The 17,140-nt window shown below is 58.0% G+C and carries 13 protein-coding genes; 4 read left to right on the top strand and 9 right to left on the bottom strand.

Translation table 11 applies throughout. The features are described from left to right. Positions 1–80: 80 nt before the first annotated feature. Positions 81–2,111, bottom strand: coding sequence for an excinuclease ABC subunit UvrB (uvrB, locus tag ACUZ9Q_RS08625; RefSeq protein WP_233483013.1), 2,031 nt, complete (start codon positions 2,109–2,111; stop codon positions 81–83). 57 nt (positions 2,112–2,168) lie between these two features. On the opposite strand from uvrB, the gene ACUZ9Q_RS08630 reads away from it, so the two are divergent. Continuing rightward, complete coding sequence (locus ACUZ9Q_RS08630; protein ID WP_022659238.1) at positions 2,169–2,660, top strand: hypothetical protein; 492 nt, start codon at positions 2,169–2,171, stop codon at positions 2,658–2,660. On the opposite strand, the gene aat is transcribed toward ACUZ9Q_RS08630, so the two are convergent. From aat to ACUZ9Q_RS08670, 8 genes are all read right to left on the bottom strand, one after another. Then, positions 2,624–3,403 (bottom strand): leucyl/phenylalanyl-tRNA--protein transferase, encoded by a 780-nt coding sequence (aat, locus tag ACUZ9Q_RS08635; RefSeq protein ID WP_233483014.1) that lies wholly within the window; start codon positions 3,401–3,403, stop codon positions 2,624–2,626. The genes ACUZ9Q_RS08630 and aat overlap by 37 nt on opposite strands. Before the next feature lie 133 nt (positions 3,404–3,536). Next, positions 3,537–5,849, bottom strand: coding sequence for an ATP-dependent Clp protease ATP-binding subunit ClpA (clpA, locus tag ACUZ9Q_RS08640; protein WP_192112010.1), 2,313 nt, complete (start codon positions 5,847–5,849; stop codon positions 3,537–3,539). A gap of 9 nt (positions 5,850–5,858) precedes the next feature. Beyond that, positions 5,859–6,179 (bottom strand): ATP-dependent Clp protease adapter ClpS, encoded by a 321-nt coding sequence (clpS, locus tag ACUZ9Q_RS08645; protein WP_022659235.1) that lies wholly within the window; start codon positions 6,177–6,179, stop codon positions 5,859–5,861. Between the two features lie 19 nt (positions 6,180–6,198). Next, positions 6,199–6,840, bottom strand: coding sequence for a class IV adenylate cyclase (locus ACUZ9Q_RS08650; RefSeq protein ID WP_449247695.1), 642 nt, complete (start codon positions 6,838–6,840; stop codon positions 6,199–6,201). A gap of 11 nt (positions 6,841–6,851) precedes the next feature. Further along, positions 6,852–8,195, bottom strand: coding sequence for a DNA repair protein RadA (radA, locus tag ACUZ9Q_RS08655; protein WP_300553150.1), 1,344 nt, complete (start codon positions 8,193–8,195; stop codon positions 6,852–6,854). Between the two features lie 293 nt (positions 8,196–8,488). After that, positions 8,489–8,794 (bottom strand): hypothetical protein, encoded by a 306-nt coding sequence (locus ACUZ9Q_RS08660; protein WP_192112013.1) that lies wholly within the window; start codon positions 8,792–8,794, stop codon positions 8,489–8,491. Positions 8,795–9,011: 217 nt separating this feature from the next. Beyond that, positions 9,012–10,214, bottom strand: a complete 1,203-nt coding sequence (locus ACUZ9Q_RS08665) for a sensor domain-containing diguanylate cyclase (protein WP_449247696.1) — start codon at positions 10,212–10,214, stop codon at positions 9,012–9,014. Between the two features lie 770 nt (positions 10,215–10,984). After that, entirely contained in the window at positions 10,985–11,248 is a 264-nt protein-coding gene (locus ACUZ9Q_RS08670; RefSeq protein ID WP_449247697.1) for a hypothetical protein, read from the bottom strand. A 226-nt stretch (positions 11,249–11,474) separates the two neighbouring features. Here ACUZ9Q_RS08670 and ACUZ9Q_RS08675 point away from each other — a divergent pair, with 226 nt between their 5' ends. The 3 genes from ACUZ9Q_RS08675 (at position 11,475) to groL (ending at position 16,916) form a co-directional block, all read left to right on the top strand. Next, on the top strand, positions 11,475–14,552 hold the full coding sequence (locus ACUZ9Q_RS08675) for a hypothetical protein (protein ID WP_449247698.1): 3,078 nt from the start codon (positions 11,475–11,477) through the stop codon (positions 14,550–14,552). Positions 14,553–14,933: 381 nt separating this feature from the next. Then, complete coding sequence (groES, locus tag ACUZ9Q_RS08680; protein ID WP_022659228.1) at positions 14,934–15,221, top strand: co-chaperone GroES; 288 nt, start codon at positions 14,934–14,936, stop codon at positions 15,219–15,221. Between the two features lie 42 nt (positions 15,222–15,263). Then, positions 15,264–16,916, top strand: coding sequence for a chaperonin GroEL (groL, locus tag ACUZ9Q_RS08685; RefSeq protein ID WP_192112017.1), 1,653 nt, complete (start codon positions 15,264–15,266; stop codon positions 16,914–16,916). Positions 16,917–17,140: the final 224 nt, after the last annotated feature.

Raw genomic sequence — 17,140 nt, forward strand, 5'->3', positions numbered from 1 at the left:
TTTCTGATGGTCAGCCGCCGTGCCCTTGTTTGGCTTACGGGCTTTGCGGCGGCACTGCTCACAGGGGCAAGCGCCCCCGTCTATTCGGGCATGGCGATAAGCCTGGCCCGCAAAATGCGGATGCGGTCACGCAGCTCTGCGGCCTGTTCAAATTCCAGATCACGAGCCGCCTGACGCATCTCCTTTTCAAGCTTGGCAACAAGAATGGCAACATCCTCGGCAGTCAGCGGCACTGCGTCTGGGTCGCGCTGTTTACCCTTGCCCTTGCCGCGCCCGCGTCCGCCGCCATCTTCCACATACAGGCTATCAAGTGGCGATTCAAGCGATTTGCGGGTGCTGGTGGGCGTGATGCCGTGCTCTTCATTGTAGGCCGCCTGCTTGGCGCGGCGGCGCTCGGTTTCGCCCATGGCGGCGCGCATGGAATCGGTGATCTTGTCCGCGTACAGAATGACCTTGCCCTGCGCGTTGCGCGCGGCGCGGCCAAATGTCTGGATAAGCGAACCCGTGGAGCGCAAAAAGCCCTCCTTGTCCGCATCCAGAATGCACACAAGCGACACTTCGGGGATGTCCAGCCCCTCGCGCAGCAGGTTGATGCCCACCAGCACGTCAAATTCCCCAAGCCGCAGTGCGCGGATGATCTGCATGCGCTCAAGCGTATCAATGTCCGAATGCAGGTAGCGCGCCCGCACGCCCATATTGCAGCAGTATTCGGTGAGGTCTTCCGCCATGCGCTTGGTAAGGGTGGTGACAAGCACCCTCTCGCCCAGCGTGACCTTGCCCCGGCATTCGCCCAGCAGGTTTTCCATCTGGCCCTTGGTGGGGCGCACCTCCACCACCGGATCCACAAGGCCAGTGGGGCGGATAATCTGCTCCGCCACAATGCCCTGCGCCTGATCCAGCTCGTACTTGCCGGGCGTGGCCGACACGTACACCACCTGATTGAGCATGCTGGTGAATTCGTTGAACTGGAGGGGGCGGTTATCCAGCGCCGAGGGCAGGCGGAAGCCGTAGTCCACAAGGGTCTGCTTGCGCGAGCGGTCGCCCTTGTACATGCCGCCCACCTGCGGAATGGTGATGTGCGATTCGTCCACAAAGAGCAGAAAATCTTCGGGAAAATAGTTGAGCAGACAGGACGGCGGCTCGCCCGGCTTGCGGCCGTCGAGGTGGCGGGTGTAGTTTTCAATGCCGTTGCAGTAGCCCAGTTCTTCAATCATTTCGAGGTCAAGCTGGGTGCGCTGCTCAATGCGCTGGGCCTCCACAAGCTGCCCGTGCTCCTTGAAATAGGTGAGCCGCACCGCCAGTTCATCGCGTATGTCGCTGGCAGCCCGCTTGAGGTTGTCCTGCGCGGAAACAAAGTGGCTGGCAGGGTACAGCACGGTTTTGCTTACCTCGGCCAGCACCTCGCCCGTGAGGGGGTCAATCTCGCGCATGAGGTCGATATCGTCGCCAAAAAATTCCAGCCGCAGCGCCCGCTCGTGATGGTAGGCGGGAATGATTTCAAGGGCATCGCCGCGCACGCGGAAGGTGCCGCGGTGGAAGTCGTAATCATTGCGCTCGTAGTGCACTTCCACCAGCCGGGTGATGAGCTTGTCCATGGGGAAGTGCTGTCCCACCTCAACGGGAATGACCATCTTGGCGTAATATTCCGGCGAGCCAAGGCCGTAGATGCACGAAACCGAAGCCACAATGACCACATCGCGCCGGGTCAGCAGGGCGTGGGTGGCGGCGTGGCGCAGCTTGTCTATGTTGTCGTTGATGGACGAATCTTTTTCAATATAGGTGTCCGAGGCCGGAACATAGGCCTCCGGCTGGTAGTAGTCGTAATAGCTGACAAAATATTCCACGGCATTGCGCGGGAACAGCCCCCGGAACTCGCCGTAAAGCTGGGCTGCCAGCGTTTTGTTGGGGGCCAGAACCAGCGCCGGGCGGTTGCAGCGGGCAATGACGTTGGCCATGGTAAAGGTTTTGCCGGAGCCGGTAACGCCCAGCAAAACCTGGGAGGGAACCCCGGCCTGAATATTGTCCACCAGGGCGTCAATGGCCGTGGGCTGGTCGCCCGTGGGGGTGTACGCCGTTTCAAGGCTGAATGGGATGACCTGATTATCTTCCATAATATTATGTTTTGGAGTAAGAGGACAGGATTACATCAATAACGAACGGGAATTGCCATGGAAAAAATCTTCGTACCTTCTCAGATAGATCTGCCCATCGACCGGGTTTTCATTGTGGCCGCAACCCTTAGCACCTTCAAGGGCTGCCGCCATCTGGACGTGCAGATTTTCCGCCCCGGCGCGACTGATGCCGAAGTGGAAGCCATCAAGGGTCTTGGCCTTGTGGCCCCGGCTGACCCTTCCGTTCCGGCAGAAGTGCTGCAAGGCGCTACGGAAGAAGCCGCCCTGCGCTGCGTGCTTGAATCCTTCACAGCAGAAGAAAGCCACGCGCTGGTTGAATACCTTGAAAAGCGCTATGCCGACCAGATTGAAAAAATCACGGTCTGCCCGCTTGATCTGCCCGTGCCCATGGGCGTTGCGCCGCTGGCAGGCATTGGCGAAGGCAAGACCACGGGCTTCATCCGCTTTGACGCGGTGCGCGACTATCCGCTGCCCTTCCCGGCCTATGGTTTTTACGATCTGGCCGCCCAGAAGCCGTCCGGGGAATAACTGTACACAACTCCCCAGGGCAGCCACGGAAACGGCAGACCGCTTCCAGCCATTTCAGGCGTTGCGCAACTTTGCGCAGCGCCTGTTTGCGTTTGCGAGGCAAGGGCGCGCTCAAGTTCGGCCTGAAAAACCGCGCGCGGCAGCATCACGCCGCCCATGCGCATGATGTGCGGCGTTTCCTGCTGGCAGTCAAGCAGGGTTGCTCCGCGCTGGCGCAGCAGGGCCACAAGCCCTGCCAGTGCGGCGCGCGAGGCTTCGGGCTGGGTGTGAAACATGGATTCGCCAAAAAAGGCCCGGCCCAACGCCACGCCGTACAGACCGCCCACCAGTTCGCCATCGCGCCAGGCCTCAACGGAATGGGCATAGCCAAGGGCGTGCAGGTCTTCGTAGGCGCGCATCATGTCGTCAATAATCCAGGTGCCGCCCTCCTTGTCCCTTGGTGCTGCGCAGGCGCGGATAACCCGCCCGAAAGCGGCGTTGTGAGTCAGCTCAAAAGGATGCAGGCGCAGCTTGCGGGCGCTGCGCGCAGGCAAACGAAAGCCCTCAAGGGGCATGACGCAACGGGGATCCGGCGACCACCAGAGAATGGGCATTCCCTTGGAGTACCAGGGAAAAATCCCACGGCTGTAGGCAGCAACCAGACGTTCTGGACGCAGATCGCCGCCCAGACACAGCAAGCCGTCTTCACGGGCTGTTTCCGGCGGCGGAAATTGAGAGGCCAGTGCTGTAAATGCCCCGATCATAGCGTCCTTTGCCGACAGAGTACCATTTGAATATTATCTAAGACGGGGCGGATGCCACTGAAAACAGCGTCAACGCAAACGGGCCGGAACTGCCGCATTCGGCAACAGCCCCGGCCCGCCTTTGTGCATATAATCAGGCGTCTACAGGCACCGGCTTACGACTTTTTGCCGCGCTGCCCTCATGTTCAAGGGCCAGTTCTTCGCCCTTGACTGTCAGCTTTGCGCTGCCGCCCTTCTTGAGCGAGCCGAACAGCAGTTCGTGCGCCAGGCGGTCTTCCAGCTCCGTGCGCAGCAGGCGGCGCAGGGGCCGCGCACCCATGGAGGGATCAAAGCCCTTGCGGGCCAGCCACTTGCGGGCGGTCTCCGTGAGTGTAAGCGTTACGCCGCGCTGCTCGAGGCTGGTGCGGATTTCGCCCACAAACTTGTCCACAATGCGCAACATCATGGGTTCTGTGAGGCTGCCAAAGGGAACAAGCGCGTCCAGCCGGTTGCGGAATTCAGGGCTGAAGGTGTTTTCCACAGCCTTGAGGCCCTTGTGCGCCGCATCCTGCGGGGCCGTGCCGCCAAAGCCCATGGCGGGCCGCGACATTTCAAAGGCCCCGGCATTGGAGGTCATGATAAGGATAACGTGCGAAAAGTCCGTCTTGCGCCCGGTGTTGTCCGTCAGCGTGGCGTAATCCATTACCTGGAGCAGCACGTTGAAGATATCCGGGTGGGCTTTTTCCACTTCGTCCAGCAGCACCACGGAATACGGGGCCTTGCGCACGGCCTCGGTCATGAGCCCGCCCTGATCAAAGCCCACGTAGCCTGGAGGCGCGCCGATGAGCCGCGAAACAGAGTGCTTTTCCATGTATTCGCTCATGTCGTAGCGCAGAAATTCCACGCCCATGAGCTTGGCAAGACTGCGGGCCACTTCCGTTTTGCCCACGCCCGTTGGCCCGTAGAACAGGAAGGCGCCTGCGGGGCGCTGCTCCTGCCCAAGCCCGGCGCGGGCGCGCAAGATGGCGCGCACGGTCAGCTCAATGGCTTTTTCCTGCCCGAACACAAGACTCTTGAGGTCTTTTTCAAGCGTTGCCAGCTTGTTGCGTTCCTTGCCGGAGACAGTGCGCACGGGTATGCCCGCCATGCGGGCCACAATGCGCTCCACATCGGCCACGCTGACCAGCGGGGCATCCTTGCCGCTCTTTTTGGCAGGCTTTCCGGCAGGCGTTACGCCACGGCCCAGGCGCACGGCTGCGCCAGTTTCGTCCAGCACGTCAATGGCCTTGTCGGGCAGCAGGCGGTCGCGCACATGGCGCGCGGTAAGATCCACCATGGCCTTGAGGGCCGCAGGGCTGTAGCGCACGTGGTGGTACTGCGCATAGCGCGGCTCAAGCCCTTCAAGAATGCCAAGGCATTCTTCCGTGGTCGGCTCGGTAAGGTCAATGCGCTGAAACCGGCGGGCCAGCGCGCGGTCTTTTTCAAAATGGTTGCGGTATTCCTCGTAGGTGGTGGAACCAATGCAGCGGATTTCGCCATTGGCGAGCACGGGCTTGAGCAGGTTGGACGCGTCAAGCGAGCCGCCAGAGGTGGAACCAGCCCCCACGATGGTGTGGATTTCGTCAATAAACAGGATGCAGTCTGGCTGCTCCTTGAGCTTTTGCACCACGGCCTTGAGGCGGCCTTCAAAGTCGCCCCGGTAGCGGGTGCCCGCAAGCAGAAGGCCCATATCAAGGGCATAAAGCTTTGTTTTGGCAAACATTTCAGGCACGTTGCCTTCCACAATGCGCAAGGCAAGGCCCTCGGCCAGGGCTGTTTTGCCAACGCCGGGGTCGCCCACAAAGAGGGGGTTGTTCTTGCGGCGGCGGCACAGAACCTCAACCGCGCGGTCAAGTTCCGCAGTGCGGCCCACGAGGGGGTCAATCTTGCCTTCCCTGGCACGGGCCGTAAGTTCAACGGTATACTGGGCCAGGGGGTCTGCCTTGGCTTCGCCGTCCCCGGCTTCGGCCCCGGCTTCCACGCCGCGCGAACCGGAACCTTCATCAAGCCCGTGCGAAATAAAAGTCAGCACGTCCAGCCGTTCAACGCCCTGTTTGCGCAGATAGAAGTGGGCGTAGCTTTCTTCCTCATCCATGATGGAAATGAGCAGGTCGCCAAGCTCCACAGCGTCGCGCCCGGAGGAGCGGATATGCTCCAGCGCGCGTTCAAGCACGCGCTGCACGCTGTCCGTCTGCGAGACTTCGTGCTTTTCCGCCAGGGAAACGGGTTCCAGTTCCTTGTTGAAAAATTCCTCAAGCTGCTCGCGCAGCACAGGCACGCTTGCCCCGCTGCCCTCAAGAATGATGCGCCCCTTCATGCTGTTGGTCAGCGCAAAGAGCACATGCTCCACAGTCAACAGATCATGCCGTCGCCGGTGGGCTTCCATGAGGGCGTCCCGAATGACCAACTGAACATTTTTACTCAACATAGGCTTATCTCAATGGATTTTTTCCATGGTGCATTTAAGGGGATACCCTGCCGCCCGCGCCGTGTTGTGCACACGCCGAACCTTGGCCTCGGCTATTTCAAGGGTGTATATGCCGCACTGGCCTACCCCGCGCTGGTGTACCGCCAGCATGATGGCCGTGGCTTCTTCGGCGGTTTTGTGGAAAATGCCGCACAGTACCGACACCACAAACTCCATGCTTGTATAGTCGTCATTGTGCAGGAGTACCCGGTAGCGATCCGGTTCCTTGAGTTTTTTTTCCACGATTACGCGACTGTCGCCGCTGGTTTGATTGTCGGGGATAAAAGACATGCATGGCTCCCAAGACGTTTCAGCTCTGCCGCGATGAATCCGTGTTGACATCGGCCTTGTCGTTCAGGCCCAGCACTGTTCGCCAGTGCGCCCTCTGCGCTTCGTCAAACACAAAGGAAAGCTGTTTCGGCTTGTTGTTTTGCCGCAACCATTCCTGATGCAGCTCATGATAACTTTTGATGCTTATTTCGGCATTGTCAAGGTTCAGACGCTTCTCGACCCTTGCAATATCCTGCGCCCGGCCTTCCAGTTCAACCACCTGGGCAAAGGGCAGCGCGTCCAGCTCCACTTCCACGGTGTCCATGCGCCATGGCTCGCGAACTTTTTCGTACCGGGCCGCCACCGTATAGCCCAGCCCTTCCAGAATACCCCGCAAGGCAGCGCCATCGGCAACTTCCGTTTCGCGCTCCTCGCGCACCTTGAAGCCGCCGTCTTCTGTGGCGGGCAGCTTGAGCGTGATCAGGTGGCGCGTTTTGTCCTGCCATTCCTGACTGCGCAAACGCAGCAGTTTGCCGCCAGTGACCAGCGTTCCCTGGGCAGTGTCAAACACCCAGTTGCACTCAAAATGCGCGCCAAGGCAGTGCGCCCCGTTATCCACAAGCGCCTGACGCAGGGTTTGCAGATTCACATGCAGATATTTGCGTTCAATCTCAAGGCCCATGACCGCCGCCTTTACTTGCGATGAAACAGTTTTTGCTGCAAGGCGGCTATGGTGCTGATGCCGCCCTGCTCCACAGCCGGATGGACAATGGGATCAAAGCCCAGCCGCCGCGCCTGCGTGAGGCGCAAATCCTGCGCGGATACGGGCCGCACCTGCCCGTTGAGATCAACCTCGCCCCACAGCACGCTCTTTTCCGGCAGCGGAACATCATAATACGACGAAAGCACCGCAGCCACCAGCGCCAGATCAAGCCCCGGCTCGCTCAGCTTCATGCCGCCGCCCACCTTGGCGTAAATATCCACCTGACCAAAGTTGAGCTTGAGCCTTTTTTCCAGCACAGCCAGCAGCAAATGCAGGCGGGCCACGTCAAAACCAAGGGCGGCGCGGCGCGGGATACTCAAAAATGTGCGGGAAACAAGGGCCTGCACCTCCACTGCCAGCGGGCGCTGCCCGTCCACTGCCATAACCACGGCAGTGCCGGATAACGAGGGGTCGCGCTGGCCCAGAAAAAACGTGGATGGATCGTCCACAATCTGCATGCCCGAGGCTTCCATGCGAAAAACCAACAGTTCCTCATTGGGGCCAAAGCGGTTTTTGAACACGCGCAACAGGCGGAACATCTGGCGGCGGTCGCCCTCAAGCGAAATAACGGTGTCCACCATGTGTTCCAGCAGGCGGGGGCCAGCCAGCACACCGTCCTTGGTCACGTGCCCCACCAGAATCAGGGTGCATGACAGGCGGCGGCAGGCCTCGAGCAATGTTGTTGCCACGGCCCGCACCTGGCTGACGTTGCCCGGCAGGCCATCGGCCTCTAGGCTTGTGAGGGTCTGCACCGAATCCACCACCAGCAGGGCTGGCGGCGCGGTATTGGCAGCTTCGAGCACGTCCTCCACGCGGGAGGTGGCAATGGCCATGAGGTTATGATCCAGCATGCCGAGGCGCTCGGCCCGGCCCTTGATCTGCGGCAGGGATTCCTCCCCGCTGGCATAGAGCACGCGCCTGCCCTGCGCTGCCACTAGCCCCGCCACCTGGAGCAGCAGGGTTGATTTGCCGATGCCCGGCTCGCCGCCCACCAGTATTGCCGCACCGGGCACAAGGCCCTTGCCCAGAACGCGGTCAAGGGCTTTCAGGCCGCTGCCGTAGGGCGCGTGTCCGGCATCTTCCACATCCCGCAAGGCAATGGGGCGGCTGGAGGAATCCGTAGCAGCGCGGGGCCTGTTGCCGCCGGGGGCGGATTTGGGCTGCACAGCCGCCTGAAGCGTATTCCACTCATGGCAGTTGGGGCATTGCCCACGCCACTGCATGGTTTGTGAGCCACAAGAAGAGCATATATAAATTTCACGTGTTTTCGACATGAATAAAGCCTACGGAAAAAGTACACAGGGCGCAAGGCGTGGGCGCTTGGGCCATGCCGCCTCCCCTCTGCCGATCCGCCCTGCAACGCTTGCGCGATAAAGGAAACTCAGGCGGGATTGAAACAGCAGCGCCCGCTGTTGAACGGATCCCGGTACGGGCAACCGTGTCAACAACGGGCGATGGTATACAGCCGTAAAATCGCGGCCTGTGGCGTCAACCGGAGCAGGTGGGTATTTTCAGCCACATCCAGCTCTGGAGTAAGGATAGTTGCAAACTTGGCAGTTGCTCCAGGTTAGCCCTTGGAACCACGCTTGGAAGCCTTGAGGGGGTTGACCTTCTTGGCGGAGACGGTCTCCACCTGAATGCGGTGCTGGTTTGCGGCCATCAGGGCATCCACATCCAGCCCCAGTGCGGCAAGCCTTTGAGGCACATCCCTGCGCACGCCGCTATAGCGGTTGCGGTCGGCAATGGGGCGTCCCACAAACTGGGCGGTGGTCAGATACAGGCCCCTGCTGTCGATGGCGAGCACAGCCTCCGTTCCATTTTCCTGAACGGTCTGGATCATCATTTCCTGCGTTGTTCCAAAACGGTTATACATGTTACCTGTTCTCCTGTGTGCCTTTGCGGCGGTAAACAGTGCGGCCCTATTGAGGGCAACAGGCTCCATTATATGAAATAGAAATTCAAAGTCAATGCAAAAAGAAAAATATTGCCGCGTTGCGGGCCGCATGATCGCAACTACATGGATTATCAGCGCAAAGCTGGAAATTTGAGCACGAAAAACTGCGTAATGGAGAGCGCATTAATGCGCTGTGTCAGGAATGAGGACGTATCAAACAGTCCGTATTCTCTTCTTCGCTGCAACTGTCTGCCAATATGCTGCGGTTGCGCCCCTGAGCCTTTGCGCTGTACAACGCTTCGTCAGCTCTTCTGAAAGCTTCATCAAACGACATGTTGCAACAGTCGCGCACCAGTAAACCGCCCAAAGAGATGGTTACAACCTTGTCTGCCCCATCTGGATGCTGGAGGCGCATATCCTCCACAGTCTTTCGGATCTTTTCCATAAGGGAAACGATCTGCCGCTCCTCTGACGCACTGGCCAGCACGGCAAATTCCTCCCCTCCGATGCGAAAAACCCTGTCGCCCCGGCGGGACAGGCGGATACTCACATATCTGGCGATTTCGCGCAGAACATGGTCGCCAGCCTGATGCCCAAAGGCATCATTCAGTCGCTTGAAATGGTCGATGTCAAACAGCACCAGCGAAAAAGGCACGCCAAGCCGCAATGTCTGGGCAAACCACGCCTCGGCCATTTCATCAAACATTCTGCGGTTGAGCAGCCCGGTCAGGGAATCATGCTGCGCCTGAACCCGCAAGGTATCATTAAGTTTTTGCAAGGTTTTGCGCAGATACCTGTCGCGCAGCAGGTTCACTGTGGTACCGATTATGACAGCAAAACCAAGCACAAAAAAAATAAACGTGGTAGCAAGGTGCATGCGGAAGCTTTCCGCAAGGTCGGCCAGCAGAGGGCCAAGGCCCTCAAAGCCGTATACACTGAGGCCCTCCTTACTTATGCGGACAGTCTTGCACAAGTAGGGCGGGCCACCGGGGCTGAGCTCCCATGCATCGTAGCCGTCCACATCCACTTTGCGCAGATACATGGGTTCAAGACTTTCGCGCTGATAGCGGAGCAGACTCTTGGCCGGGGCAAGCAGGGCGGCACTCTCGCCAGGCACGACGCGCAGCATGTTCCCCGGCGAATCGGAGAGCACCACCACGCCCGCCTTGTCCGTAACAAAACCCGTGGGCAGGTAAAGCTGCTGCGCAAGCGTGTCCGTATCAACCTTGAGCACAGCCACGCCAAGGTAGCCATCAGGCCCGCTGACAGGCGCAGAAAAATGAAAACCGGGAATTGTTGAAACCCGCCCTACAACAAATTGCACGGAACTTTCGCCAGCCATGGCGCGGATAAAATAATCACGGTCGGCAAGATTAACGCCAAGGAGATTTTTGGGCATTCCCGCATCGTTGGAAGCAACGCACACACCATTTTTATCAAGCAAAAACGCACGGTGCAGCCGGAGCGTGTCCCCCACACTCTGCAGGTAGCGGGTGCATTCCGCAAAATCCCCTTCTCCCTTCAGAGCGGCAATAATGCGTGAGTCTGTAGCCAGAAGTACGGTAAGTTTTCTTATTGTATCAAATTTAAGGTCTGCCATTTCCGCAACGCGTTGAACACGTTGCGACAAAGAATATTCTGCTTCATCAATTGCAACTGTCAAACTTTCTGAACGCCAGTGCAACGCTACAAGCAGTGAAAATAATGCAGCAACAGGAAGCGATAAAGACCAAAGCAAAAATATTGCTCGAGTTGGACGTTCTTCAATTTGCGTTCTGAGCAGTCCGAACATTGATTTCATATACAAAAAACCATATCCACAAGCCATATTCCCTTGTGTTTGTCGTAAAAAAATTACCTCCAGCACCTTCATCAATTTATGCGCGTTTGGCAACCCCAAAATGCAACCATTGCACATAAAATTTTTATAACCTCAGTAAAACAATTACATTTACTGTGTACGGTTTTACGTAACATTCTGAAATACTGCAACTGACATATCAATACAACCTGCACCATCAGTTTTCAGTAACGGATTAAAATTTGTAATCAACGAAATATTGCTGACTGCTGTCGGCAAATATCAGTGCAAAGCACGTGAAATTTTTGGTCATATCCCACGCTTTGCATTGCAATCACCGCAGCAGCCAGCAGTAAAAGAAAAGGCAGCTATTCTTCCGTCATATTCTCGGCAAAGTGCTGCTCTGCCCACAGCGCCACACGCCGCTGCATGTCGCCCAGTTGTGCATCGTCAAGTTCAAGCCCGGCGGCAGCGGCATAGTTGACCACATAGGCGTAAGGATCAGCCTCAAACCGGTATTGATCCTTGTTATTCTGGATATTGTCAGTCATGGCCTTTTCAAGCCAGTCCATCATTTCCTGGGCCGAGGCGAACACATGCCCTCCGGCCAGATCGTTGGTTTGCTGGTACATACATCCTCCGGGGTAACTGGTTGGAGCGGGCATCCGCGCAGGAGACTGCTTTTTGCCATTTAACGGCAGTATGGCCTTTTTATCAATGCAGTCGAGCGCATGCCCGATGGCAGAAACATGACGCTGGACTTTCGCGCACTTGCACTGCATCATAACCAAATATGGTCAGCTTGCAGGGCATGCAGCCGCTGCAAATATCTTTAAGCACTTTTTCCCGACACTATACATGCTCAGTTCTACAAGTACCACTACCAACGGTTCCTCAACCGATGGGCGCGAACACGCGCACCGGAAGTTTTCTTCATTGCTGTTTGACAGGCAGGACCACAAGCTCATCCAGATGGTGAACGCCTTTGTGGACGCCCGCGCCCAGGATCACGCCCTGCGCCAGCCCGAACCGGGCCTGCACCCCCACGGCATCATTGAAATGACATCTTCGCACGCCCTGCGCCTTGCCAGCGCTGTTATCGTGCTGCTGGAAAGCCTGGAGGCTGGCGGCCCCAGCGAGAGATTGCAGGCTCTGCGCCGCTTGCACGACGAGGTTCTGTACTCCACGCATTCTTCGCTGCAAAACAATACAGCGCGCGTGCTGGTGCAGATCATGAAAGACCTCGTGCGTTCGCACAACGACGCCAGCCGCCAGTTGCCCCTCGCGCACGAATTTCATCAGGCAGTGCGCGGTACGCCGCGCATTGTGCGGGCATTGCTGCGCAAATACCACCTGCTTGAAATGCCGGAGGAATGGAACCAGCACGCCTTTGACCACCATGTGCACGACGCCAACACCAAGGGCCGCAAAAAACCCACGCATCTGGTCATGGATGCGTGGATCAAGGGCATCCGCTTTTTGACGGTAATCTACTACAATACCGTTGACCCGGAGGCGGCTCAGGAACTGCTGCGCGCTGCGCGCATCATGGACATTACGGTGCGCATAGGTATTGAGTTCAAGGCCACGTTCCGCGACAAACTGGTGGAATTTACCTGGTCGCCGCTCAATACCGAAACATCCAGGGCTTTTGACAACCTGCTGCACCGCAAGGACATCACAGACGCGCTACGCAAGTACGCGCCCGTCAACGACTGGATGCGCGCCTACGTGCTCAAGCTCCTGCGGGCCTGGAACGAAAGGCACGCAGCCTCGCTGGCTGCCCGCTGGGATATGCCCGCGCCGGAGCCTATCAAGGAAGAGGCTTTTCTTGCCTATGTGGGTCAAAAGCAGCCGTCCTCGCTACATCTTGCCGAATTTATTTACCATCATCTGGAACCCATGCGGCAGTTGCGCGGCGAACGCCTGCGCCAAGCCCTGGCTGAAGAAACCAATTCCACCCGTGCCGCCAAGCTGCGCGAAAGCCTGACGGAACTGACAGACATGGTGCCCGACATGCTGCGCGATGACTGGCTCGGCCCGGAGGCCAACCCGGAAATCGTGTTCCCCTATAAGCCGCACAAGGATTTGCCCGCTATTTTGCAGCAGTCGCCGGAATTTCTGCTGGAAAACATTTACCCGCTGCATCCCTGTCAGATTGTGCTCAATCTTGCAGGGCTGACGGAACAGGATGTGCTGGAACTGCTGTGGCTGGGCCGTGGGCGCATTACCCACCTCGAGCTTTTTAACCTGCGCGAATGGACAGCCGGTCAGCTTGCCCATGTGGAAGAAATCAACACACTGCAACGGGCCGTCAACGAGGGCAGCACCCCGCGCCTCAAGCAGGTCATCCGCAGCATTATCAGCAAGGAACCCAAGGATTCTCCGCGCATTCCCCTGTTTCAGGAGATATTGGGGCATATACCGCAGTTGCAGGAATTTTATGCGCTTTCGCCGCTGGGTTCGCGCATCGGCACAGATTCCACCAGTCGCTCGCACCACACGCACGGCATGGGGCTTGTGTTTGTGGAAACGCTGCCTCCCAAGGCCCGTGCCGCCCTGCGCAGCGAAGATAACTCCCTGCGGCTCACCCTGCCCGTACATACGGATATTTACCGATTCACGCACTACCATGAGCCAGCACAGCCGCAACCATGGTGGCAGCGACTGCTCAGGCGCATTCCCGGCCTTGGGAATCTGGGCTGCCACCGGGTGCGCGGCTGGGGCCTTGAAAAAAACACCACCAGCGTGGGGCATGATGGCAACCTTGTGACCCTGGGCGGCGTTGACGCCAAGGGCGTGAACCGCGAAATGCAGCAGACGCCCGGCCCGGAAAAAGGGGAAATCCCCTTCTGGTCGCCAGAATACATGAACAGCGACATTGTCAATGTTCTCAAAATCCTGGCGGGCTTTTTGCCCGCGCAGTGGGCCTTCAGCTACGTGGACGGCTGGTGGGTGCTCACGTGGTTTGGCGCGCTCATATGGTTTGCCATTACCGCGGTGCGCAATGTGGGACAGGCGGTTGTGGGCGGCGGGGCCTTTACCCGTTCTGTGCTTGTGCCGTGGAAACGCTATGTGAGCTGGAGCCGCATGGCCGATTCGCTGTTCTACACGGGCATATCCGTTCCGCTGCTTGAGGTTGTGGTGCGCCTGTGGCTCTTGCAGGACTTCATGGGTCTGACAGTGCAGGACAACGCGCTTGCAGTCTATACAGTCATAGCCATGATCAACAGCGCCTATATTTCAGGGCATAACATTTACCGGGGCCTGCCAAAGGAAGCCATAGTCGGCAATCTTTTTCGCAGCGCGCTTTCCATTCCGCTGTCCATGCTCATGGGGCAAGGTTTGCTGCTCTGCTTTACCGCAATGCACCTGCCTGATCCCATAAACCTGATGCAGAACTGCGCGGCCATTGTTTCCAAGTGCTCGTCCGACATGGTGGCATCTATTATCGAAGGTTTTGCCGATCGCAACATGTATCTGCGCATGCGGCAATGCGATTACGACAGCAAGTTTACGCAGATATACAAAAGCCTGACGCGACAGGAACTGCTGTTCCCCAGCAAAGACCTTGAGACAATGCTGCAAGACCCTGCGGAATACTGGCGCATGCTGTACGGCAAAGACCGGGCAGCAGCCCGGCAAATAGTAACGCATCTTCTGGACATGATGTACATGTGGTATTATCAGCCCCGCGCCCGTGAGGTGTTCTGGCGCAAGATGTGCGCCTTGCCGCAGGAGGAACGGCGCATTGTCATTGGCATGCACGCCCTGCTCTCGCTTGAACGGGAAATCAGCACCCTCATTCTTGAGGGCCTGCTGAAAAAAGATTTTGCCCGCGCACTGGCTTTTTATCTGCAAAACAACAGGACCTATGTGAAGGAACTCCGCCGCGAGGCGCGGTCAAAACTTGGAACATCCCCCTGCCTGTGCTGACCCGGATGGACCAGGGCAAGAAAAGGAACTGGCTTGCGGGCAACTCGAGCTTGACTGCGCGCCCTGCCTCCGGTAGTGCTCCTTGCCCAAAGTATTGAGCGCGGTTACGCCGCAGAGAAAAAGGCATCCGGAGCGAGGCTAAATTCAACATGCTGGATTTGTTTGATTTTTTATTTTTTTGCAAAAAAAAGTAAAAAAATCAGTCCAAACCCCTTTTCAAGCTCCGAGCGCGTCTTATTTCTATGCCGGTGCGGAACTGAAGCGAAGTGAAACTGGCTTCGGTTCATAACGCGCAATATTTCCAGCGCGGCCACAGCGATGCGGCCGCTGCTGCGTCCTAGATGGACAATAATAATATCATTTCCGGGAGGATTTGACGTCATGAAGCTGAAGCCCCTTAACGACCGTGTGCTGGTCAAACGCCTTGAATCCGAAGAAAAGACCGCCGGTGGCCTGTTTATCCCTGATACGGCCAAGGAAAAGCCTTCCAAGGGTCAGGTTGTTGCTGCCGGTCCCGGCAAGGCTGGGGAAAATGGCGAACGCGTCGCTCTGGCTGTGAAAGCGGGCGACATGGTGCTGTTCAACAAGTATGCTGGCACCGAAGTCAAGCTGGACGGCGTTGATCACCTTGTGATGCGCGAAGAAGACATTCTCGCCATTATTGACTAGCTCCCACTGCTGCCGAATTATATTTCAGGAGGAAAATTTCCAATGTCCGCTAAAGAAATTCTTTTTGACGTTAAAGCCCGTGAAAAACTTGCCCGTGGCGTCGACAAGCTCGCCAATGCCGTTAAAGTGACCCTCGGCCCCAAGGGCCGCAATGTCGCCATTGAAAAGTCCTTTGGCGCTCCCGTCATCACCAAGGACGGCGTGACCGTGGCCAAGGAAATCGAACTGACCGACAAGTTCGAAAACATGGGCGCCCAGCTCGTCAAGGAAGTGGCCTCCAAGACCTCTGACGCCGCTGGCGACGGTACCACCACCGCCACCATTCTGGCCCAGGCCATCTACCGCGAAGGCACCAAGCTTGTGGCCGCCGGCCGCAACCCCATGGCCATCAAGCGCGGCGTGGACAAGGCTGTTGAAGCCCTGATCGCCGAGCTGTCCAACCTGGCCAAGCCCACCCGCGACCAGAAGGAAATTGCCCAGATCGGCACCATTTCCGCCAACTCCGATGCCACCATCGGCAACATCATCGCCGAAGCCATGTCCAAAGTGGGCAAGGAAGGCGTGATCACCGTTGAGGAAGCCAAGGGTCTGGAAACCACCATGGACGTGGTGGAAGGCATGCGCTTTGACCGTGGCTACCTCTCCCCCTATTTCGTGACCAACACCGAAAAGATGGTCTGCGAAATGGACAATCCTTACATCCTCTGCACCGAGAAGAAAATCTCCAGCATGAAAGACATGCTGCCCGTGCTTGAACAGGTTGCCAAGGTGAACCGTCCGCTCATGATCATCGCTGAAGACGTGGAAGGCGAAGCCCTTGCCACCCTGGTGGTCAACAAGCTGCGCGGCGCCCTGCAGGTTGTGGCCGTGAAGGCCCCCGGCTTCGGCGACCGCCGCAAGGCCATGCTTCAGGATATCGCCGTGCTGACCGGCGGCCAGGTGGCTTCTGACGACACCGGCTCCAAGCTTGAAAACATGACCCTTGCCGAACTTGGCACCGCCAAGCGCATCGTCATCGACAAAGAAAACACCACCATCGTTGACGGCGCCGGCAAGGGCGACGACATCAAGGCCCGCGTGAAGCAGATTCGCGCCCAGATCGAAGACAGCACCTCCGACTACGACCGCGAAAAGCTCCAGGAACGTCTGGCCAAGCTTGTGGGCGGCGTGGCCGTTGTGCATGTGGGCGCTGCCACCGAAGTGGAAATGAAGGAAAAGAAAGACCGCGTTGAAGACGCCCTGAACGCCACCCGCGCTGCCGTTGAAGAAGGCATCGTGCCTGGCGGCGGCACTGCGCTGATCCGCGTTTCCAAGGTGCTGAACGACATCAAGCCCGCCGACGACGACGAACTTGCTGGCGTGAACATCATCCGCCGTTCCATTGAAGAACCCCTGCGCCAGATCGCCCACAATGCCGGCTTTGAAGGCTCCATCGTGGTCGAAAAGGTTCGCCAGGGCAAGGACGGCTTCGGCTTCAACGCCGCCACCGGCGAATACGAAGACCTCATCAAGGCTGGCGTTATCGACCCCAAAAAGGTTACCCGCACGGCCCTGCAAAACGCCGCTTCCGTGGCCTCCCTGCTGCTGACCACCGAATGCGCCATTGCTGAAAAGCCCGAACCCAAGAGCGCTGCTCCTGCCATGCCCGACATGGGCGGCATGGGTGGTATGGGTGGCATGGGCGGCATGTACTAAGCCAGCCCTACGGCTCATACGTTTAGATGAAAAAGGCTCCCGCGAAAGCGGGAGCCTTTTTGTTGCGCTGACAAAGTCGGCGCAACCAGAAAGCAGGAGCAGGCTGCGGCTTGCCCGCGCCGATAATCGACTGGTTTCTGTGCTTCAAAGTCCGCAACGCGGCTTTGCTCTGTGTATGTTGCGCTGACAAAGTCGGCGCAACCAGAAAACAGGAGCAGGCTGCG

Source organism: Desulfovibrio desulfopostgatei (assembly GCF_053570645.1).

Excerpts from the sequence above, each read along its gene's own strand:
- ACUZ9Q_RS08675 (WP_449247698.1), top strand. The coding sequence starts at position 11,475 with ATGCTCAGTTCTACAAGTACCACTACCAACGGTTCCTCAACCGATGGG.
- ACUZ9Q_RS08665 (WP_449247696.1), bottom strand. The coding sequence starts at position 10,214 with ATGCCCAAAAATCTCCTTGGCGTTAATCTTGCCGACCGTGATTATTTT.
- aat (WP_233483014.1), bottom strand. The coding sequence starts at position 3,403 with ATGATCGGGGCATTTACAGCACTGGCCTCTCAATTTCCGCCGCCGGAA.
- groL (WP_192112017.1), top strand. The coding sequence starts at position 15,264 with ATGTCCGCTAAAGAAATTCTTTTTGACGTTAAAGCCCGTGAAAAACTT.
- ACUZ9Q_RS08670 (WP_449247697.1), bottom strand. The coding sequence starts at position 11,248 with ATGTACCAGCAAACCAACGATCTGGCCGGAGGGCATGTGTTCGCCTCG.
- ACUZ9Q_RS08630 (WP_022659238.1), top strand. The coding sequence starts at position 2,169 with ATGGAAAAAATCTTCGTACCTTCTCAGATAGATCTGCCCATCGACCGG.
- radA (WP_300553150.1), bottom strand. The coding sequence starts at position 8,195 with ATGTCGAAAACACGTGAAATTTATATATGCTCTTCTTGTGGCTCACAA.
- clpA (WP_192112010.1), bottom strand. The coding sequence starts at position 5,849 with ATGTTGAGTAAAAATGTTCAGTTGGTCATTCGGGACGCCCTCATGGAA.
- groES (WP_022659228.1), top strand. The coding sequence starts at position 14,934 with ATGAAGCTGAAGCCCCTTAACGACCGTGTGCTGGTCAAACGCCTTGAA.
- ACUZ9Q_RS08650 (WP_449247695.1), bottom strand. The coding sequence starts at position 6,840 with ATGGGCCTTGAGATTGAACGCAAATATCTGCATGTGAATCTGCAAACC.
- clpS (WP_022659235.1), bottom strand. The coding sequence starts at position 6,179 with ATGTCTTTTATCCCCGACAATCAAACCAGCGGCGACAGTCGCGTAATC.
- ACUZ9Q_RS08660 (WP_192112013.1), bottom strand. The coding sequence starts at position 8,794 with ATGTATAACCGTTTTGGAACAACGCAGGAAATGATGATCCAGACCGTT.
- uvrB (WP_233483013.1), bottom strand. The coding sequence starts at position 2,111 with ATGGAAGATAATCAGGTCATCCCATTCAGCCTTGAAACGGCGTACACC.